This is a genomic window from Pseudomonas sp. SAR267 (assembly GCF_052077595.1).
GTDB classification, from domain to species: Bacteria; Pseudomonadota; Gammaproteobacteria; order Pseudomonadales; family Pseudomonadaceae; genus Aquipseudomonas; species Aquipseudomonas vlassakiae.
Genome location: NZ_JBQIHU010000001.1, coordinates 2,101,955 through 2,121,739, shown reverse-complemented (window position 1 = coordinate 2,121,739; position 19,785 = coordinate 2,101,955). Strand labels below are relative to the sequence as shown.

At 60.9% G+C, this 19,785-nt stretch carries 16 protein-coding genes and 2 tRNA genes; 13 read left to right on the top strand and 5 right to left on the bottom strand.

Features of this window, described 5'->3' with window-relative positions; all coding sequences use genetic code 11:
• Positions 1-17: 17 nt before the first annotated feature.
• The 12 genes from tpiA to ACTORR_RS10150 all read left to right on the top strand — a co-directional run bounded on the left by tpiA (position 18) and on the right by ACTORR_RS10150 (position 10,982).
• The gene (gene tpiA, locus ACTORR_RS10205; RefSeq protein WP_286934137.1) at positions 18-773 is read left to right on the top strand and encodes a triose-phosphate isomerase; all 756 of its coding nucleotides are present in this window, start codon (positions 18-20) and stop codon (positions 771-773) included.
• Positions 774-777: 4 nt separating this feature from the next.
• Positions 778-1,173, top strand: a complete 396-nt coding sequence (gene secG, locus ACTORR_RS10200; protein WP_054885637.1) for a preprotein translocase subunit SecG — start codon at positions 778-780, stop codon at positions 1,171-1,173.
• Between the two features lie 21 nt (positions 1,174-1,194).
• Positions 1,195-1,280 (top strand) — tRNA-Leu (locus ACTORR_RS10195).
• A 100-nt stretch (positions 1,281-1,380) separates the two neighbouring features.
• Positions 1,381-1,457, top strand: a tRNA-Met gene (locus ACTORR_RS10190).
• A 132-nt stretch (positions 1,458-1,589) separates the two neighbouring features.
• Positions 1,590-2,048 carry a ribosome maturation factor RimP gene (gene rimP, locus ACTORR_RS10185; RefSeq protein ID WP_054885662.1) on the top strand — a complete coding sequence of 153 codons (459 nt, stop codon included), beginning with the start codon at positions 1,590-1,592 and terminating at the stop codon, positions 2,046-2,048.
• Positions 2,049-2,107: 59 nt separating this feature from the next.
• Positions 2,108-3,589 (top strand): transcription termination factor NusA, encoded by a 1,482-nt coding sequence (nusA, locus tag ACTORR_RS10180; RefSeq protein ID WP_054885636.1) that lies wholly within the window; start codon positions 2,108-2,110, stop codon positions 3,587-3,589.
• 27 nt (positions 3,590-3,616) lie between these two features.
• Entirely contained in the window at positions 3,617-6,157 is a 2,541-nt protein-coding gene (gene infB / locus ACTORR_RS10175) for a translation initiation factor IF-2 (RefSeq protein ID WP_286934135.1), read from the top strand.
• A gap of 116 nt (positions 6,158-6,273) precedes the next feature.
• The gene (rbfA, locus tag ACTORR_RS10170; protein WP_054885634.1) at positions 6,274-6,672 is read left to right on the top strand and encodes a 30S ribosome-binding factor RbfA; all 399 of its coding nucleotides are present in this window, start codon (positions 6,274-6,276) and stop codon (positions 6,670-6,672) included.
• A gap of 3 nt (positions 6,673-6,675) precedes the next feature.
• Entirely contained in the window at positions 6,676-7,593 is a 918-nt protein-coding gene (gene truB, locus ACTORR_RS10165; protein WP_054885633.1) for a tRNA pseudouridine(55) synthase TruB, read from the top strand.
• Positions 7,594-7,742: 149 nt separating this feature from the next.
• Complete coding sequence (gene rpsO / locus ACTORR_RS10160) at positions 7,743-8,012, top strand: 30S ribosomal protein S15 (RefSeq protein ID WP_003249971.1); 270 nt, start codon at positions 7,743-7,745, stop codon at positions 8,010-8,012.
• A gap of 250 nt (positions 8,013-8,262) precedes the next feature.
• Positions 8,263-10,368: a polyribonucleotide nucleotidyltransferase gene (gene pnp, locus ACTORR_RS10155; RefSeq protein ID WP_286934131.1), complete on the top strand. Its 2,106-nt coding sequence runs from the start codon at positions 8,263-8,265 to the stop codon at positions 10,366-10,368.
• Positions 10,369-10,631: 263 nt separating this feature from the next.
• Positions 10,632-10,982 (top strand): BON domain-containing protein, encoded by a 351-nt coding sequence (locus tag ACTORR_RS10150; protein ID WP_054885631.1) that lies wholly within the window; start codon positions 10,632-10,634, stop codon positions 10,980-10,982.
• 78 nt (positions 10,983-11,060) lie between these two features.
• Here ACTORR_RS10150 and ACTORR_RS10145 read toward each other — a convergent pair whose 3' ends face one another.
• The gene (locus tag ACTORR_RS10145) at positions 11,061-11,363 is read right to left on the bottom strand and encodes a putative quinol monooxygenase (protein ID WP_054885630.1); all 303 of its coding nucleotides are present in this window, start codon (positions 11,361-11,363) and stop codon (positions 11,061-11,063) included.
• 60 nt (positions 11,364-11,423) lie between these two features.
• Here ACTORR_RS10145 and ACTORR_RS10140 point away from each other — a divergent pair, with 60 nt between their 5' ends.
• Positions 11,424-11,837 (top strand): VOC family protein, encoded by a 414-nt coding sequence (locus ACTORR_RS10140; RefSeq protein ID WP_054885629.1) that lies wholly within the window; start codon positions 11,424-11,426, stop codon positions 11,835-11,837.
• A gap of 132 nt (positions 11,838-11,969) precedes the next feature.
• Here ACTORR_RS10140 and ACTORR_RS10135 read toward each other — a convergent pair whose 3' ends face one another.
• The 4 genes from ACTORR_RS10135 to pgi all read right to left on the bottom strand — a co-directional run bounded on the left by ACTORR_RS10135 (position 11,970) and on the right by pgi (position 19,689).
• On the bottom strand, positions 11,970-14,906 hold the full coding sequence (locus ACTORR_RS10135; protein WP_286934128.1) for a DUF748 domain-containing protein: 2,937 nt from the start codon (positions 14,904-14,906) through the stop codon (positions 11,970-11,972).
• A 79-nt stretch (positions 14,907-14,985) separates the two neighbouring features.
• Positions 14,986-15,855: an oxygenase MpaB family protein gene (locus tag ACTORR_RS10130; protein WP_054885627.1), complete on the bottom strand. Its 870-nt coding sequence runs from the start codon at positions 15,853-15,855 to the stop codon at positions 14,986-14,988.
• Positions 15,856-15,897: 42 nt separating this feature from the next.
• A complete protein-coding gene (gene acs, locus ACTORR_RS10125; protein WP_262108859.1) occupies positions 15,898-17,832 on the bottom strand; it encodes an acetate--CoA ligase in 1,935 nt (644 codons plus the stop codon).
• 192 nt (positions 17,833-18,024) lie between these two features.
• Entirely contained in the window at positions 18,025-19,689 is a 1,665-nt protein-coding gene (gene pgi, locus ACTORR_RS10120; protein WP_054885626.1) for a glucose-6-phosphate isomerase, read from the bottom strand.
• Positions 19,690-19,785: the final 96 nt, after the last annotated feature.

Sequence of the window (19,785 nt, the reverse complement as noted above, 5' to 3'; positions counted from 1 at the left end):
GACCGACGAGGTAAAGCATGCGTCGCCCCATGGTAGCTGGTAACTGGAAGATGCACGGTACCCGCGCCAGCGTCGCTGAGCTGATCCTGGGCCTGGGCAATATGTCCGTGCCAAGCGGTGTTGAAGTCGCGGTGTTTCCGCCGACGCTGTTCATCAATCAAGTGGTTGATGGTCTGCAGGGTAGCGTGATCGCTGTCGGAGCACAGAATTCTGCGATAAAGCCCGAGCAGGGCGCGCTGACCGGTGAAGTTGCACCGAGTCAGTTGGTTGAAGCAGGTTGCAAGTTGGTCTTGATTGGTCACTCGGAGCGTCGCCAGATCATTGGCGAAAGTGAAGAAGTACTGAAAGAGAAGTTTGCAGCCGCTCAACTTAGTGGTTTAATGCCGGTGCTCTGCGTAGGGGAAACTCTTGAAGAGCGCGAGGCAGGCAAGACACTCGAAGTTGTCGGGCGTCAACTAAGCAGTATCATCGACGCGTTCGGTGTTAAGGCTTTTGCCAAGGCTGTAATTGCCTACGAGCCGGTTTGGGCTATTGGCACAGGTTTGACGGCTTCGCCTCAACAGGCTCAGGATGTGCATGCAGCCATCCGTGCCCAGTTGGCGGCCGAAGACGCCGAAGTTGCCGCAAGCGTGCAGCTTCTCTACGGCGGCAGCGTGAAGGCGGCCAATGCGGCCGAACTGTTCGGCATGCCGGATATCGATGGGGGGCTCATTGGTGGAGCGTCCCTGAACGCAGACGAATTCGGTGCAATTTGTCGCGCCGCAGGAAACTGAACAAATGCTGGAAACAGTTATCGTTGTTTTTCATCTGTTGGCAGCGCTGTCGCTTGTAGTGCTGGTTTTGCTGCAACAGGGTAAGGGTGCGGAAGCAGGTGCATCTTTCGGCGCAGGTGCCTCAAACACTGTGTTCGGAAGCCAAGGTTCTGCTACCTTCCTGAGTAAATTGACTGCTATACTCGCTGCCACTTTCTTTTTGACAGCACTTGGGTTAGGATACTTCGCGAAGCAACAAGCTCACCAGCTTAGCCAAGCAGGTCTTCCAGATCCAGCGGTGCTAGAAGTGAAAGAGCCGCAGAAACCGGCAGTTAATGATGATGTACCGGTGCTCCAGGAACAGAAGAGTGACACCACCACTAAAGGTGATGTGCCTCCTCCGGCCGAAGAGCAGAAGTAACGGGTTTCAAGTTGTAGTATTGCCGAGGTGGTGGAATTGGTAGACACGCAACCTTGAGGTGGTTGTGCCCATAGGGTGTAGGGGTTCGAGTCCCCTTCTCGGTACCAATTAAAGCTTGAGAGCCCGCTTTAGCGGGCTTTCTTGCAGGTGAAGGTTTGGGTTTGACCCATAAGCAGGTTAAGACTTATACTTTCGCCCCAGCTTTGTCGCGGGGTGGAGCAGCTTGGTAGCTCGTCGGGCTCATAACCCGAAGGTCGTTGGTTCAAATCCAGCCCCCGCAACCAGCTTCAGCGGAGCCCCTTTTCAGGGGCTTTTTGCTAGCTGAACGAAATTTACGGCGTCGTTGTCCTACGGCGCTTTCAGGGATGGGCGCTTCGCCCATTTTTTATTTGCACAGCATGCACGAGGGGGTTCAGGTGTCGAGCAAGCTAGAACAGTTGCAGGCCTTGTTGGCCCCGGTGGTCGAGGGTCTGGGCTATCAGTGCTGGGGGATCGAATTCGTATCCCAGGGTAAGCATTCGGTACTGCGCATCTATATCGACAAGGAAGACGGCATCCTGGTGGACGACTGCGAAGCGGTCAGCCGTCAGGCCAGCGCGATCCTCGATGTGGAAGATCCGATCAGCAGCGAATATACCCTTGAGGTCTCCTCTCCAGGCATGGATCGCCCACTGTTCACTCTGGAACAGTTTGCCTCGCATGCCGGCGAACAAGTGAAGATCAAGCTGCGTTCACCCTTCGAGGGGCGTCGTAACTTCCAGGGCCTTCTCCGCGGTGTGGAGGATCAGGACGTGGTGGTCCAGGTGGACAACCAGGAGTTCCTGCTGCCGATCGACTCGATCGACAAGGCCAATATTATTCCCAGTTTTGACTGAGACGTGCCGGGCCCGGCGGACTATCCGGGCCTAATGGCTTGCGCAAGGCGAGGCGTACGATGAGCAAAGAAGTACTGCTGGTTGTTGAATCGGTATCCAACGAAAAAGGTGTACCGCCCGGCGTCATTTTCGAAGCGCTGGAAGTGGCCCTGGCTACTGCAACCAAAAAACGTTTTGAGGACGAAGTCGATCTGCGTGTGGAAATCAACCGCCACACCGGTAGCTATGAGACGTTCCGTCGCTGGACCGTGGTCGACGAGAACGACCTGGACGATCCGGCGATCGAAACCTGGCTCGACAAGATCAAGGACACTCACCCTGAAGCGAAAGTCGGTGACGTGATCGAAGAAAAGATCGAGTCCATCGAATTCGGCCGTATCGCCGCGCAGACCGCCAAGCAGGTCATCGTGCAGAAGGTTCGTGAAGCCGAGCGCGCCCAGGTGGTTGACGCCTACCGCGAGCGGGTCAACGAGATCATCTCCGGCACCGTCAAGAAAGTCACCCGTGACAACGTCATCGTTGATCTGGGTAACAACGCCGAGGCCCTGCTGGCCCGCGAAGACATCATTCCACGTGAGACCTTCCGTGTTGGCGTGCGCCTGCGTGCGCTGCTCAAGGAAATCCGCACCGAGAACCGCGGTCCTCAGCTGATCCTGTCGCGCACCGCGCCGCAGATGCTGATCGAGCTGTTCCGCATCGAAGTGCCCGAAATCGCCGAAGGCCTCATCGAAGTCATGGCTGCATCCCGTGATCCGGGGTCGCGTGCCAAGATCGCCGTCCGCTCCAAGGACAAGCGCATCGACCCGCAAGGTGCCTGTATCGGCATGCGCGGTTCGCGCGTCCAGGCCGTATCCGGCGAGCTGGGTGGTGAGCGCGTGGATATCGTCCTGTGGGACGAGAACCCGGCGCAATTCGTCATCAACGCCATGTCGCCGGCTGAAGTCGCGGCGATCATCGTTGATGAAGATGCCCATGCAATGGACATCGCCGTTGCCGAAGACAACCTGGCACAAGCCATTGGCCGTGGTGGTCAGAACGTTCGCCTGGCCAGTCAGCTGACTGGCTGGACCCTGAATGTGATGACCGAAAAGGACATCCAGGCCAAGCAACAGGCTGAAACCGGCGACATCCTGCGTAATTTCATCGAAGAGCTGGAAGTCGACGAGGAGCTGGCCCAAGTGCTGGTCGACGAAGGCTTCACCAGCCTCGAAGAGATTGCCTACGTACCGTTGGAAGAAATGCTCAACATCGATGGCTTTGACGAAGAAATCGTCAATGAGCTGCGCGCTCGTGCCAAGGACCGTTTGTTGACCAAGGCCATCGCTACCGAAGAAAAACTGGCAGACGCCCATCCGTCCGACGACTTGCTCTCCCTTGAGGGCATGGACAAGGACCTGGCAGCGGAACTGGCGGTGCGCGGCGTGGTTAACCGCGAAGACCTGGCCGAGCAGTCGATTGACGACCTGCTCGACATCGACGGCATCGACGAAGAGCGTGCCGGCAAGTTGATCATGGCCGCCCGAGCCCACTGGTTCGAGTAATTAGGCGCGGCCTGAGGAGAGAAGTGCATGACGCAAGTCACGGTGAAAGAACTGGCCCAAGAGGTCGAGGCACCGGTAGAGCGCCTGCTGCAGCAGATGCGTGAGGCAGGTCTGCCGCACACCGACGCCGGTCAGGTAGTGACCGACAATGAAAAGCAGACTCTGCTGACCCATTTGAAGAGCAGCCACAAGAGCAAGGCGGAAGAGCCGCGCAAGATTACCTTGCAGCGCAAGACCACCAGCACCCTGCGTGTCGCCGGTAGCAAGAGCATCAGCGTAGAAGTACGCAAGAAGAAAGTTTTCGTTCAGCGCAGCCCGGAAGAAATCCAGGCCGAGCAGAAGCGTGAGCTGGATGAGCGCCGCGCGGCTGAAAATGCCGCTCGCGAAAAGGTCGAGGCCGAAGTTCGCCAGCGCAACGAAGAGCAGGCTCGCCGTCAGGCGGCCGATGCTGCTGCTGCAGCGTCAGCTCCGGCGCCTGTGGCAAAGGCCGAACCAGCACCTGCTCCGGCCCCGGTAGTCGCCGACGCCCCAGCGTCCGAAGACGCCGCCGCCCGTGCTGCCGAGCGCAAGAAGGACGAAGCCCGTCGCAACGAAGGCCGCACCCGTGACGAAGACCGTCGTGGTGGCGAGCGTCGTGGCGAAGCGCCGCGCGTGTCGATCAAGGTCAAGGTCAAGGAGAAGGAAAAGGCTCCGACTCCTCGTGCCGCACCGCGCACCACAGACGAAGAGAGCGATGGCGCTCGTCGTGGCCGTGGTGGCAAGAGCAAGCTGAAGAAACGTAACCAGCACGGCTTCCAGAACCCGACCGGCCCCGTCATTCGTGACGTGACCATCGGCGAGACCATCACCGTCTCCGAGCTGGCCAACCAGATGTCCGTCAAGGGCGCCGAAGTGGTCAAGTTCATGTTCAAGCTGGGTACCCCGGTTACCATCAACCAGGTGCTCGACCAGGAAACCGCTCAGCTGGTCGCAGAAGAGCTGGGTCACAAGGTCACCCTGATCAGCGATACCGCTCTGGAAGATTCCCTGGCCGAATCGCTGAAGTTCGAAGGGCAGACCGAGTCGCGTGCGCCGGTAGTTACCGTCATGGGTCACGTCGACCACGGTAAGACCTCGCTGCTCGACTACATCCGTCGTGCCAAGGTTGCTGCTGGCGAAGCCGGTGGTATTACCCAGCACATCGGTGCCTACCACGTGGAAACCGACCGCGGCATGGTCACCTTCCTCGATACCCCGGGCCACGCTGCGTTTACCGCCATGCGTGCCCGTGGTGCCAAGGCCACCGACATCGTCATCCTGGTGGTGGCGGCGGACGACGGCGTGATGCCGCAAACCCGCGAAGCCGTTCAGCATGCCAAGGCTGCTGGCGTTCCGCTGGTGGTTGCAGTGAACAAGATCGACAAGCCGGGTGCCGACCTCGATCGCATCCGCAACGAACTGGCCGTCGAAGGCGTGACCTCCGAGGACTGGGGTGGTGACACGCCGTTCGTCAAGGTTTCGGCGAAGATGGGTACCGGTGTCGACGAATTGCTCGAAGCCGTTCTGCTGCAGGCCGAGATCCTCGAGCTGACCGCCACCCCGACCGCTCCAGGTCGTGGCGTCGTGGTCGAATCGCGCCTGGACAAGGGCCGTGGCCCGGTGGCGACCATCCTGGTTCAGGACGGTACCCTGCGTCAGGGCGACATGGTCCTGTGCGGCTCCAACTATGGCCGCGTGCGTGCCATGCTCGACGAGAACGGCAAGCCTGTGAAGGAAGCCGGCCCGTCGATCCCGGTCGAGATCCTCGGCCTGGACGGTACCCCGGAAGCCGGTGACGAGCTGTCCGTGGTTGCCGACGAGAAGAAGGCCCGTGAAGTTGCCCTGTTCCGTCAAGGCAAATACCGCGAGGTCAAGCTCGCCCGTGCTCACGCCGGCAAGCTGGAAAACATCTTCGAGACCATGGGTCAGGAAGAGAAGAAGACCCTCAACATCGTCCTCAAGACCGACGTGCGGGGCTCCCTGGAAGCACTGCAGGGCTCGCTGTCTGGTCTGGGCAACGACGAAGTTCAGGTGCGCGTGATTGGTGGCGGCGTCGGTGGTATCACCGAAAGCGACGCCAACCTGGCGCTGGCTTCGAATGCAGTACTGTTCGGCTTCAACGTGCGTGCCGATGCCGGCGCGCGCAAGATCGTCGAGCAGGAAGGTCTGGATATGCGTTACTACAACGTGATCTACGACATCATCGAAGACGTCAAGAAAGCCCTGACCGGCATGCTCGGCAGCGATGTTCGCGAGAACATCCTGGGCGTCGCTGAAGTCCGTGACGTGTTCCGTTCGCCGAAGTTCGGCGCCATCGCTGGCTGTATGGTCATCGAAGGTACCGTGTACCGCAACCGTCCGATCCGCGTACTGCGCGAAGACGTTGTGATCTTCGAAGGTGAACTGGAATCGCTGCGTCGCTTCAAGGACGACGCTTCCGAAGTGCGTTCGGGCATGGAGTGCGGTATTGGCGTCAAGAGCTACAACGACGTCAAGGTCGGCGACAAGATCGAAGTCTTCGAGAAAGTCCAGGTTGCTCGTACCCTTTAAGGGTGAGCAGGGCGCCAGCCCCCGCCGCAGGGCGGTGGGCAGCGCCTCAGTAGGTAGCGCCCGGTCAGGCTTAAGCCTCACCGGGCGTTTGCCGCTTTAAGTTACAGGTAGCAAGAATGGCCAAAGAATACAGCCGTACCCAACGTATCGGTGATCAGATGCAGCGTGAGCTGGCCGAGCTGATCCGCCGTGAAGTCAAGGACCCACGCGTCGGTCTGGTGACCATCACCGCTGTGGATGTCAGCCGCGACCTGGGCCATGCCAAGGTCTTCATCACCGTCATGGGCGAAGAAGCGCCAGACGCCGTCCAGCAGTCGCTCAAGGCCCTGAACAGCGCCGCAAGCTTCCTGCGCCTGCACCTGGGCCGCTCGATGCAGCTGCGCAGCGTGCCGCAGTTGCACTTCCACTTCGATGAAAGTGTCAGCCGTGGTGTCCACCTCTCGGCGCTGATCGAGCGTGCAGTGGCCGAAGACCGCCTGCACAAGGATGCCGACGAGTCGGACGCCAAGGAGTAAGCGGTGGCCCAGGTCAAACGTATCCGCCGCAACGTCAGCGGCATCATCCTGCTGGACAAGCCGCTTGGTTTCACCTCCAACGCCGCGCTGCAGAAGGTCCGTTGGTTGCTCAATGCCGAGAAGGCCGGCCACACCGGCAGCCTCGACCCGCTGGCCACCGGCGTGCTGCCGCTGTGCTTTGGTGAGGCGACCAAGTTTTCGCAGTACCTGCTCGATTCCGACAAGGGCTACGAAACGGTCATGCAGCTGGGGCAGACTACCAGCACCGCAGACGCTGAAGGTGAAGTCCTGCAGACCCGCGAGGTGACCGTTGGTCGCGCCGATATCGAAGCGGTGATCCCGCGTTTTCGCGGTGAAATCCTTCAGGTACCGCCGATGTACTCGGCGCTCAAGCGTGACGGCCAGCCGCTGTATAAACTGGCGCGTGCAGGAGAGGTAGTGGAGCGCGAGGCGCGTTCTGTTACTATTGGCCGCTTGGAGTTGCTCGAGTGCGAAGGCGCCCGTGCACGGTTGTCGGTTGGCTGCAGCAAAGGCACCTATATCCGCACCCTGGTGGAGGATATCGGCGAGGCCCTTGGCTGTGGCGCCTATGTCGCCGAGTTGCGCCGGACCCAGGCCGGGCCTTTTGCCCTGGCCCAGACGGTGACCCTCGAGGAACTCGAGCAGGCCCATGCCGAAGGCGGCAACGAAGCGCTCGATCGCTTCCTGATGCCGTCCGACAGCGGGCTGCAGGACTGGCCACTGGTGTGCCTGTCCGAGCACAGCGCGTTTTACTGGCTGCATGGCCAGGCAGTGCGTGCGCCGGATGCACCGCAGTTTGGCATGGTCCGCGTACAGGATCACAATGGCCGCTTCATCGGTATCGGTGAAGTGAGCGAAGACGGGCGCATTGCGCCGCGTCGATTGATTCGGTCGGAATGACCGAAACCACAGGTCGAGGCTTTGGCTGAAACCGGTGGAACGAGGGTGGCTGTCAGTAGGCACGGTCACAGCTCATTTTATTAATACAGGGTTTTGTCCCTGGCCTATTGGAACCCGCTTGCGGGATCCGTTTGATTTGGAGAAGCCTCATGGCCCTCAGCGTTGAAGAAAAAGCTCAGATCGTTGCCGAATACCAGCAAGCCGCCGGCGATACCGGTAGCCCGGAAGTGCAGGTTGCTCTGCTGACCGCCAACATCAACAAGCTGCAAGGCCACTTCAAGGCCAACGATAAAGACCACCACTCCCGTCGTGGTCTGATCCGTATGGTCAACCAGCGTCGTAAGCTGCTGGACTACCTGAAGGGCAAAGACACCACTCGTTACAGCGCCCTGATCGGTCGCCTGGGCCTGCGTCGCTAATAGCGGCCTGGTCAGTGGTGTGCATGGCGTGTCGCAAGCTTCGGCTATGCTGCTTTGCAGCATCGTCGTCGGGCACGCCACGCGTATCTCCGAGGTTGGCAGCCTGGTTTTGCTGAGCGGTTTACCGCGCAGCAGCCAGGCTCCCAACCTCGTGTTGTATCTGGACGGTCAACGGGGCCGATTCCCCGTTCTGCCCAAGAATTCGCAAGAAACCAGTTCCCCCAGAGCCACTGAAAAAAGGTAGGAAACCGTGAACCCGGTAATCAAGAAATTCCAGTTCGGTCAATCGACCGTTACTCTCGAAACGGGCCGTATCGCCCGTCAGGCAACCGGCGCCGTGCTGGTGACCGTCGACAACGACGTCACCGTGCTGGTAACCGTGGTCGGTGCCAAGCAGGCCGACCCAGGCAAGGGGTTCTTCCCGCTGTCGGTCCACTACCAGGAAAAGACCTACGCCGCCGGCAAGATCCCGGGTGGCTTCTTCAAGCGTGAAGGCCGTCCTTCCGAGAAAGAGACGTTGACCTCGCGCCTGATCGACCGTCCGATCCGCCCGCTGTTCCCAGAAGGGTTCATGAACGAAGTGCAGGTTGTCTGCACCGTGGTTTCCACCAGCAAGAAGACCGATCCGGACATCGCTGCGATGATCGGTACCTCGGCTGCCCTGGCCATCTCCGGCATTCCGTTCGAAGGCCCGATTGGCGCTGCCCGTGTTGCCTTCCACGAAAGCACCGGCTACCTGCTGAACCCGACCTACGAGCAGCTGGCTGCTTCGAGCCTTGACATGGTCGTTGCCGGTACCTCCGACGCCGTTCTGATGGTTGAGTCGGAAGCTCAAGAGCTGACCGAAGACCAGATGCTGGGCGCCGTGCTGTTCGCCCACGACGAGTTCCAGGCTGTCATCCAGGCTGTCAAAGAGCTGGCCGCCGAAGCGGGCAAGCCGACCTGGGACTGGAAACCTGCCGTTGCCAATACCGAACTGTTCAACGCCATCCGTGCAGAGTTCGGCGAAGCCATTTCCCAGGGCTACACCATCACCGTCAAGGCCGACCGCTACGCGCGCCTGGGCGAGCTGCGCGATCAGGCGGTTGCCAAGTTCTCTGGTGAAGAAGGCCAACCTTCGGCTGCTGAAGTCAAAGAAATCTTCGGCGAAATCGAATACCGCACCGTTCGCGAAAACATCGTCAATGGCAAGCCACGTATCGATGGTCGCGACACCAAGACCGTACGTCCGCTGAACATCGAAGTCGGTGTGCTGCCCAAGACCCACGGCTCGGCCCTGTTCACCCGTGGCGAAACCCAGGCCCTGGTCGTCGCGACCCTCGGTACTGCGCGTGATGCCCAGCTGCTGGACACCCTCGAAGGCGAGAAGAAAGACCCGTTCATGCTGCACTACAACTTCCCGCCGTTCTCGGTGGGCGAGTGTGGTCGCATGGGGGGTGCCGGTCGCCGCGAAATCGGCCACGGCCGTCTGGCCCGTCGTTCGGTTCAGGCCATGCTGCCAGCCGCTGACGTGTTCCCGTACACCATCCGTGTGGTTTCGGAAATCACCGAATCCAACGGTTCCAGCTCGATGGCTTCGGTCTGCGGTGCTTCCCTGGCACTGATGGACGCTGGCGTACCGATGAAGGCGCCCGTTGCCGGTATCGCCATGGGCCTGGTCAAGGAAGGCGAGAAATTCGCAGTCCTGACCGACATCCTCGGTGACGAAGACCACCTCGGCGACATGGACTTCAAGGTTGCGGGTACCGCCAAAGGTGTTACCGCGCTGCAGATGGACATCAAGATCAACGGCATCACCGAAGAGATCATGGAAATCGCCCTGGGCCAGGCCCTGGAAGCGCGCCTGAACATCCTCGGCCAGATGAACCAGATCATTGGCGAGTCGCGTACCGAGCTGTCGGCCAACGCCCCGACCATGATCGCGATGAAGATCGACACCGACAAGATCCGTGATGTCATCGGCAAAGGCGGCGCTACCATTCGCGCCATCTGCGAAGAAACCAAGGCTTCGATCGACATCGAAGACGACGGCTCGATCAAGATCTTCGGCGAAACCAAGGACGCGGCAGACGCAGCCAAGCAGCGCATCCTGGGCATCACTGCCGAAGCCGAGATCGGCAAGATCTACGTCGGCAAGGTCGAGCGAATCGTCGACTTCGGCGCCTTCGTCAACATTCTGCCTGGCAAGGACGGCCTGGTTCACATCTCGATGCTGAGCGACGCTCGCGTAGAGAAGGTGACCGACGTACTGAAAGAAGGTCAGGAAGTCGAAGTGCTGGTACTGGACGTGGACAACCGCGGCCGTATCAAGCTGTCGATCAAAGACGTTGCCGCTGCCAAGGCTTCGGGCGTCTAAGCGACTGAAATGCGACAGGAAAAAGGGCCCCTCCGGGGCCTTTTTTTTATGGGTTGGGGAACCTTTTACGGACTTGCATCTTGCATGCAGGTTTTTCGCACTGATTGCAAAATGCACGAATGTCGGTTGCTGCCTTGTTCTTTAAGTTGTTGATTTATAAGGAAACAAGCGAAGCGGAAAAACTGGCACAGCGCATGCAACTACAGTGTTACCTGCCGCCAGGACATACGGCGCAGACCTTTCGACAAACAGGAGTGACCCAAATGAAGAAGTTCGCCATTGCTGCCGCTACTGCTACCGCTCTGACCCTGACCATGGCCAACGGTGCCTTCGCTGCCCAGCCAACTCAGGCTCCGGTCATGTTGGCTGCCAATACCGTGGACAACGCCAAGCAGGAAGGCTCTGACACCTGGATCACCACCAAGGTCAAAGCTGACCTGATGACCGAGAAAGGCGTACCGGGTAGCGATATCAAGGTGGAAACCAGCCACGGTGTTGTTTCGCTGTCGTCTGACGTGAAGGTGACTGAATCGCAGAAGGCTGAAGCTGTTCGCATCACCAAAAATATCAAAGGCGTGAAAAGCGTGATGGCTGATGGCTTGAAAGCCGAATAAGGAATGTCCCGTCGGCCAAACGGATTTGGCCACCTCTATCAAAGCCCCGGCTACTGCCGGGGCTTTTTCATGTTGGCCTCAGTGCACAGGGTTACGAGCGATCACATTACTTTCAAAGCACTCCTGCTCTACGATCAGCGGTTCGACCAGCGGGCGACTATCGCGAAAGTGGGCGGTCTGGGTATGTGCCTCGTACGCATTATCGTCGCGGTAGATCTCGTACAAGTAGATCACGTCTGGATCCATGCGGTCCTGGGATACATCGAACACCAGGCAGCCGGGCTCGGTAGCGACAGAGGCAGCGGCATTGACCTTGATGGCAGCGAGAAATGCTTCGGCGCAGCCGGCTTTGACGCGGGTCTTGATGAACAGGCTATACACAGGGCGTTCCTTTTGTTTTAAATTCAGCTATGAATTGTATACAAAAATGGAGTTACACCAATGTCCGAATTGCCTGCCCGTCCTGGCCGCCTGAATGGTCTGCGCCATATCGCCTTGCTGGTGCCCAACCTCGAAGAGTGTGAACGTTTCTATGTCGATGTGATGGGCATGGAGGTGCTGAACCGGGCTAATGAGGACCTGGTTTATCTGACCTGTGGTAATGACAACCTGTCGCTGGGGCGTGGGGCAGGGGCGGCCAATGGCCTGCAGACCCTCGACCATTACGGGTTCATCGTAGATAGCGTGGAGGAGCTGGAGGCCTGGTACCAGTACTTCAAGGCGCGGGGCGTGACCTTGCTCGATAAACCGTTCAACCATGGGGATGGTGCGCGCAGCTTCCACCTCCTGGACCCGGCCGGGAACAAGGTGCAGCCGCTGTATCACCCATCGGTATCAGGGCAGCGGCTGGTGTAGGAGCGGCCTTGTGTCGCGAAAGGGCCGCAACGCGACCCCTCGATCTCCGCACCAACATTGAATACCAGGGGCCGCTGTGCGGCCCTTTCGCGACACAAGGCCGCTCCTACAGGGCGCACGCAGGTTTGTTGACTACTCGGCATCCAGGTGCATCGGCGTAATCACCCGCCCATCGCTCTCGGCCTGCCCAAGGTTGGTATCGATGAAGTACACCCGGTCATCCTCGAGCTTGCCCTTGTCGACCAGGTAGTCCTTGATGCTGCTGGCCCGCTCCTGGCCAAGGGTACGCAGCAATGCAGTGCTTTCAGCCCAGGACTTGATCACCGCCTCGCGCAGCTTGGCGGTGCGCTCGTCACGGCTCAACTGCTCCCACTCGGCGGGAGGTTGTTGCTTCAGGCGGGTCCGGTAGATGCCTTCGAGCATCGCCGGCTTGTCGCGCTCATCGACCTGCAGCATCGAGGCATTGGCCGGTACCTTGTCGCCACGGCGTTGCAGGATCTTGTACCAGTTCGCCTGGTATTCACGTTCCAGACGTTGCTGGGCGATCAATGGGCCGTCGCTGCTCTGGGCACTGGTGCCTTCGATCTCCAGGCGCAGCTCCGGGCGTTCCTTGAGGGCGGATGCGAGCTTGTCCAGTGTCGACTGCGCATCGCCACTAAGTTCACTTGAGCCTGGGGCGAACGCCACGGTACCGAGGTCTTCCGAGCCACCACCGGAAATCAACCCACCGATGAACTTGAACGGCGCCTGCGCCGCACGCAGTACCAGGTTGCGCAGGGTCTGCCAGACGATCGGCATGACGCTGAACTGCGGGTTGTTCAGGTCACCGGAAACTGGCAGTTCGATGGAGATCCGCCCCTCAGTGTCTTTCAGCAGCGCGATCGCCAGGCGGATCGGCAGGTCCACGGCATCCGGGCTGTCGACCTTCTCAGCCAGTTGCAGCTGCTCGACCACCACCTTGTTCTCGGCCTTGAGCTGACCGTTGGTGATCAGGTAATGCAGGTCAAGGTTCAGCCGCCCCTTGCGGATGCGGAAGCCGGCGAACTTGCCGGAGTAGGGCGTCAAGGTGGTCAGTTCGACGCGCTTGAAGCTGGTGGCGATATCCAGGCTGGCCAGCGGGTTGAACGGGTTGAGTGCGCCCTTGATGGTGACCGGGGCATAACGGTCGACCTTGCCTTTGACGTCGACCTTGGCCGGGGTCGGCTTGCGGTTGTCGATGGTGCCTATCTGGCCGTTGAGCTGCTGGATGGCGGTGGCAAAGTTCGGGGTGAGGGTCAGGTCGGCGAAGTTGGCCGAGCCATCGTTGATGTCGATCTGGCCGATGCGGATGCCCAGTGGCTTGCCGGCAGTGGCACTGGCCGGCTTGGCCGGGCTGCTGGCAGGCGCGCCGGCCGGTTGCGGGATCAGCAGGTCGTCGACGCTGGTGGTGCGGTCTTCGTTGATGATGAAGCGTGCGTAGGGCTGCAGCAGGGTCACCTTGTCGATCGATAGGGCATCACCGTGCACGTATGACAGGCCATCTACGTTCACTTGCTGCCATTTGACGAAGTCACGGCCCTTGATGGTGTCCAGGGTGTGCAGCTGGTTGACCTGAGCCTTGCCTGCAACGCTGAAGGCCAATGGCTCGGTGCTCGTGAGGTTGACCTTGAGGTCGCTGGCGAGCATGCCACTGCGCAGCTCAAGGCGAATGAACGGGCTGATGTAGGCTTGGGCGACGCGCAGGTCGATGTCACGGGTGCTGACATCGAGCTTGGCCGTGACCGGCGCCAGATTCACTTCACCTGCCGCCTGCAGCTTGCCTTGCTTGCCAATGCCGGTGTCGAGCTTGAGGGTGAAAGGCGACTGGTTGAGGCTGTCGAAACCTTGCATATCGAGGTTCAGCGGGCCCACGTCCAGCGCCACCGGCTCCTTCTGGCTGCGGTCGGCGAGGTGAGCCTGATAGTTGCGCAGCTGCACGTCCTTGAGCAGTACCTGCCAGGGCTTGCTCGGCGCTTTCGCGGCCTTTTCATCTGCGCTGGGCTCGGCAGTCGCCGGCTCGGCTTTTTCTTTCGGGGTGGGCTTGGCCGGCTGGCTGGCGAACAGCTTCTGCCAGTCGAGCTGGCCGTCCTTTTCCAGGGCTGCCCAGGTTTCCAGTTTTTCGCTGCGGACTTTGCCGACGGTGACCAGCTGCCTGGCCAGGTCGATGGACGTCTCACTCACCTCCAGGTTGGCCAGGCGCACCAATGGCCGGCCATCGGGTGCCTTGATGGCGAACGGCGCGACTTTGACCGAGGTGTTGTCCAGCAACAGCTCGGTTTCCTTGGACAGGTTGAGCGTGTAGTGGGTATCGAGGTTGACCACGCCGTCTTCGAGAACAAGGGGCAGGGCATCGCGGACATAGGGCCAGAACAGCTTCATCTTGCCGTCGGTGACTTTCAGCGTGCCTTTCGAGGCGATCGGCGCCAGGCTGAGGGTGCCGTTCCAGTCGACGCGGCCACCATTGGGACCGAGCGCCACCAAGGTCATGTCGGCGTTGTCGTCGGGCAGGGTACTGAGATTCTTCAGCTCCAGGTTCATGTCGTCGTAGAGGAACTCGATCGGTTCGCTCGGGCGCACGTCCTCGAAATGCAGGTAGCCGCCGCTGATCCTGATGCTGTCGATACGCAGCGGGAAGGGATCGCCGGCGGGAGTGTCCGGTCTGGGCTCGCTGGCTGGCAACTTGAACAGTTGGGTCAGGTTGAGCGTGCCGTCCTTGGCGAACAGCACCTCGTTGCGGGGCTTGTCGAGTTCGATCGCCTGCAGGTGCAGTGCACGTTTCCACAGGCTGTCGAGTGCCAGGTTCGCGTATAGCCGTTCGAAGCCGACCTGCTCCTTGCCGGGCTCGCCGAGTTGCAGTCCCCACAAGGTCAGCTCGAGGCTGAAGGGGTTGAGTTCGATGCGTTGCAGATGCGCGGGCACGGTAGCGTATTGCGCCAGCTGCTGGTTGGCGATCCGCAGGGCGACACCAGGGAGGATGAGGAAGCCGAGCAGGCTGTAGAGGGCCACGAGAGCCAACAGGGCGCCGAGGGCGCGAGTCAATCCTTTGTACATGTGTCGCTTCGTCTGTCTAAGCAGGAGTGCTTGGAGTATGGCACGTTAAATCGGTTCCGCTGAGGCGACCAGTTTCCCCTCACTCGATACCCATGCGCCGCCTGGCCCGGTGCGCCGAACCGTCACGCATGGCCCAGCGCAGGATCGGTGCCGTGCGCTGCAGGCCAAGGCGGATCATGTGTCGTTGCAGCGGCCCCTGTTGAAGGCCGAGCAGGGCCTGGGCCCAATCCGGCAGCAGGTCGATACCCGCCTGCAGCATCAACTTGCCCACTGGCTCGGCAAGGCGACTGGGTGCGGGGGCTTCGAGCAGGATCCCGACCACTTCCAGGCTACGGGCGCTGCATTGCAGCTGTGGGCGCATCTGCTGCAGATAGTCCTCGACCTGTTGGCAGGAGCGTGGCACCCCACGGGCACCGAGGCGTTCGGCAATCAGGGCGATCTCGGCGTAGTAAGCGTCCTGACCGGCGCGTGACAGTTGCGGATCACGGTAGCGCAGGTGGGCAGCAAGGAAGCTGCTGACTTCGGCCACATGCACCCAAGTCAGCAGGTCGGGGTCGCTTGCAGCGTAGGGACGGCCGTCCGGTGCAGTCCCGGTCACCTGCACGTGGATGGTCCGCACCTTGTCGATCAACCACTCGGCATCCCGGGTGGAGCCGAACGTGGTGCCGGAGATGAACTGGCTGGTGCGACGCAGGCGACCGAGCAGGTCTTCGCGAAAATTGGAATGGTCCCACACTCCGGCCAGGGCCAGCGGGTGCAACAGTTGCAGCATCAGGGCGCTGATCCCGCCAACCAGCATGCTCGGAAAGTCGCCATGCACCCGCCAGCTGATGCTGTGGGGGCCGAACAGGCCGGGGTCACCCTTGGGGGATTCAAGGTCGAGCTGGCCGAGGGCCAGCCCGGTGAGGCTCATGAGCTGGGTTTCGATGCGTCGGCGTAGGGCTTCCATGGCGTCCTGTGGGTCAGGACGGCCAGGGAAAGTGGCCGCCCGCTATTGATTGAGGCGTTTGTCGATCAGTCCCTGGACTACGCTCGGGTCGGCCAGGGTCGAGGTGTCGCCGAGATTGTCCAGTTCGTTGCAGGCGATCTTGCGCAGTATACGCCGCATGATCTTGCCCGAGCGGGTCTTGGGCAAGGCCGGGGCCCACTGAATCAGCTCTGGCTTGGCGAAACTGCCGATCTCCTTGCTGACCAGCGCCAGCAACTCGGCCTTGAGCGTATCGTCCGGGGTAATGCCATTCATGGGCGTAACGAAGGCATACACGCCCTGGCCCTTGAGGTCATGGGGATAGCCGACCACGGCAGCCTCGGCGACGCTGTCGTGCAGCACCAGCGCGCTTTCCACCTCGGCGGTGCCGATGCGGTGCCCGGAGACGTTGATGACATCATCGATGCGGCCGGTGATCCAGTAGTCACCGTCGGCATCGCGGCGGGCGCCGTCACCGGTGAAATAGTAGCCGGGCATGGGTTTGAAGTAGGTGTCGACCATGCGCTGGTGGTCGCCGTAGACGCTGCGTATCTGCCCTGGCCAACTGGCCTTGATCACCAGCAGCCCGGCGCCGGGCCCTTCGACCAGTTTGCCTTGTTCATCCAGCAGCGCAGGTTGCACGCCGAACATCGGCTGGGTGGCGCAGCCGGGCTTGAGCCGTTGTGCCCCGGGCAGCGGCGTGAGCATGATGCCGCCGGTCTCGGTCTGCCACCAGGTGTCGACGATGGGGCAACGCTTTTGTCCGACCTCTTCGAAATACCACTCCCAGGCTTCCGGATTGATCGGCTCGCCTACGCTGCCGAGCAGGCGCAGGCTTTTGCGCGAGGTTCCCTGCAGCGGCGCCGAGCCTTCGCGCATCAACGCGCGCAGCGCAGTGGGCGCGGTGTAGAAGATGTTCACCTGATGCTTGTCCACCACCTGCCAGAAGCGCGAGGTGTCTGGGTAGTTGGGGACGCCTTCGAACATCAGCGAAATCGCGCCGTTGGCCAGCGGCCCGTAGACGATGTAACTGTGACCGGTGACCCATCCAACGTCTGCCGTGCACCAGAACACCTCGCCGTCGCGGTAATCGAACACCACCTTGAAGGTCATCGCCGCCTGCAACAGGTAGCCAGCGGTGCCATGCAGCACCCCTTTGGGTTTTCCGGTACTGCCGGAGGTATACAGGATGAACAATGGGGCTTCGGCGTCCATCGGTTCGGGCTGGCAGTCGTCGCCGGCCTTTTCGGTCACTTCGTGATACCAGAGGTCGCGGCCTTCGCTCCAGGCGACATCGCCACCGGTACGACGTACCACGAACACGCTGCTGACCGCAGGGCAACTGCTCAGGGCCTTGTCGACGTTCTGCTTGAGCGGGATGCGTTTGCCGCCGCGTACGCCTTCGTCGGCGGTGATCACGGTGCGGCAGTCGGCATCGAGAATGCGGTCGCGCAGGGCATCCGGCGAGAAGCCGCCGAACACCACCGAGTGGATGGCACCGATGCGTGTGCAAGCGAGCATGGCATACGCGGCTTCTGGAATCATCGGCATGTAGATGCACACCCGGTCGCCCTTGTGCACACCTCTTGCCTTCAGCGCATTGGCCAGGCGGCAGACCTGGCGGTGCAGCTCACGGTAGCTGATGGCCTTGGAGTCCTTGGGGTCGTCACCCTCCCACAGCAGGGCGGTTTGCTCGCCGCGCTGGGCCAGGTGACGATCAATGCAGTTAAAGCTGACGTTGAGCTGGGCACCGTCGAACCAGCGGGCGCTGCCGGTCTTCAGGTCGCATTGCTGCACGCTCGACCAGGGTTTGATCCAGTCCAGGCGTTTGGCCTGTTCGGCCCAGAAGGTGTCGGGATCATCGACCGACTGGCGGTAGAGGCGCTGGTAGTCGTCGGGGGAAAGGCTGGCGGACTGGCTGACGGCCAGGGCCTGGGGATACTGCTTGATATCGAACATGGCGGGTGGTCCTGCTCTTGTCGGAGGGACGGCAACGGCTATTCGATGGACAGTGTAGCTGGGGAGAGTGTTCAACCTGCCCCGGCCTCTTCGCGGGTAAACCCGTTCCCACAGGTTTTGCACACATTTCAAGTATTGTGCAGTACCTGTGGGAGCGGGTTTACCCGCGAAGAGGCCGGGGCAGGTTAAAGGTCAACCGCGGTGACGGCCGCGGAAGTAGTTGATCAGGCCTTGGGTGGAGCCATCTTCGGCGCTGTCTTCGAGGCTTCCCACAAGACGCTGGTAAACACCTTTGCCCAGCTCCTTGCCCAGTTCCACGCCCCACTGGTCGAAGGCGTTGATGCCCCAGATCACGCTTTGCACGAACACCTTGTGTTCGTACATCGCCACCAGAGCGCCCAGGCGGCGCGGGCTGATGCGTTCGACTACCAGGGTGTTGCTCGGGCGGTTGCCCGGAATCACCTTGTGCGGCGCGAGCTTTTCGATGTCCGCGTCGTTCAGGCCCTTCTGTCGCAGTTCGGCTTCGGCTTCTTCACGGGTCTTGCCGAGCATCAGCGCCTGGCTCTGCGACAGGCAGTTGGCGTACAGCCACTGATGGTGGTCCGCCACCGGGTTGAAGCTGACCACTGGCACGATGAAGTCGGCCGGAATCAGCTGGGTGCCCTGGTGCAGCAACTGGTGGTAGGCATGCTGGCCGTTGCAGCCGACGCCGCCCCAGATCACCGGACCGGTATCGGTCTTCACCGGGGTGCCGTCCTGCAGCACGCTCTTGCCGTTGGACTCCATGTCCAGCTGCTGCAGGTGCTTGGTGATGTTGCGCAGGTAATGGTCGTACGGCAGGATCGCGTGGCTGCTGGCGCCCCAGAAGTTGCCATACCAGATGCCCAGCAGGGCCAGCAGCACGGGCATGTTCTTGTCGAACGGCGCGGTCTGGAAGTGCTGGTCCATGGTGTAGGCACCGGACAGCAGTTCCTTGAAGTTGGCGGTCCCGATGGCCAAGGCGATCGGCAGGCCGATAGCGGACCACAGCGAGTAGCGCCCGCCTACCCAGTCCCACATCGGGAAGATGTTCTCTTCACGCATGCCGAAGGCCACGGCAGCGGCCTTGTTGCTGGAAACCGCGATGAAGTGGCGGTACAGCTCGGCTTCCGAGCCGCCTTGAGCAAGGTACCAGGTGCGCGCGGCCGTCGCATTCTTCAGGGTCTCGAGGGTGTTGAACGACTTCGACGAGACGATGAACAGCGTGGTTTCGGCGCGCAGGTTGGCCGATAGCTCATGGAACTCGCTGCCGTCGATATTGGCCAGGTAATGGCAACGCACGCCGCGCTGGGCGTAAGGCAGCAAGGCTTCAGAGACCAGCTCGGGGCCTAGGAATGAGCCACCGATGCCGATGTTGACCACATCAGTGATCGGCTTTTCGCTGTAGCCACGCCACAGGCCGTCATGGATTCGGCCGACCAGCTCGGTAATCTGGTTGAGTACCTTGTGGACTTCCGGCATCACGTTGACACCGTTGACGTTGAGCTTGTCGCCTACCGGACGGCGCAGTGCAGTGTGCAGCACCGGACGGCCTTCCGAGGCGTTGATGATCTCGCCGCTGAACATCGACTTGATTGCATCCTGCAGGCCAACCTGTTCGGCCAGGCTGACCAGAAGTCCACGGGTTTCGTCGGTGATCAGGTTTTTCGAATAGTCGAGGAACAGCCCGCAGCTGCTCAGGGAGAACTGGTCGAAGCGCTTGGCGTCGGCAGCAAAGGCTTCGCGCATGCTGAAGCCTTGCATGGCGTCGCGGTGTGTTTGCAGGGCCTGCCAGGCAGGCAGGGCCGTAACATCGTGGGGTGTACGGTAATACGCCATTGCGCGGAATTCCTTGATGCGAGATGTGCCTTGGACAGGGCAGTCATTGCCGGGTTCAGGCTGGCCATCATTATAGGCAAAGGCCGCGCGCAGGGA

Coding starts and splice junctions, on each gene's coding strand:
- acs (WP_262108859.1), bottom strand. CDS start 17,832: ATGTTCGATATCAAGCAGTATCCCCAGGCCCTGGCCGTCAGCCAGTCC.
- tpiA (WP_286934137.1), top strand. CDS start 18: ATGCGTCGCCCCATGGTAGCTGGTAACTGGAAGATGCACGGTACCCGC.
- ACTORR_RS10140 (WP_054885629.1), top strand. CDS start 11,424: ATGTCCGAATTGCCTGCCCGTCCTGGCCGCCTGAATGGTCTGCGCCAT.
- secG (WP_054885637.1), top strand. CDS start 778: ATGCTGGAAACAGTTATCGTTGTTTTTCATCTGTTGGCAGCGCTGTCG.
- pgi (WP_054885626.1), bottom strand. CDS start 19,689: ATGGCGTATTACCGTACACCCCACGATGTTACGGCCCTGCCTGCCTGG.
- rpsO (WP_003249971.1), top strand. CDS start 7,743: ATGGCCCTCAGCGTTGAAGAAAAAGCTCAGATCGTTGCCGAATACCAG.
- nusA (WP_054885636.1), top strand. CDS start 2,108: ATGAGCAAAGAAGTACTGCTGGTTGTTGAATCGGTATCCAACGAAAAA.
- infB (WP_286934135.1), top strand. CDS start 3,617: ATGACGCAAGTCACGGTGAAAGAACTGGCCCAAGAGGTCGAGGCACCG.
- rbfA (WP_054885634.1), top strand. CDS start 6,274: ATGGCCAAAGAATACAGCCGTACCCAACGTATCGGTGATCAGATGCAG.
- ACTORR_RS10135 (WP_286934128.1), bottom strand. CDS start 14,906: ATGTACAAAGGATTGACTCGCGCCCTCGGCGCCCTGTTGGCTCTCGTG.
- ACTORR_RS10130 (WP_054885627.1), bottom strand. CDS start 15,855: ATGGAAGCCCTACGCCGACGCATCGAAACCCAGCTCATGAGCCTCACC.
- ACTORR_RS10150 (WP_054885631.1), top strand. CDS start 10,632: ATGAAGAAGTTCGCCATTGCTGCCGCTACTGCTACCGCTCTGACCCTG.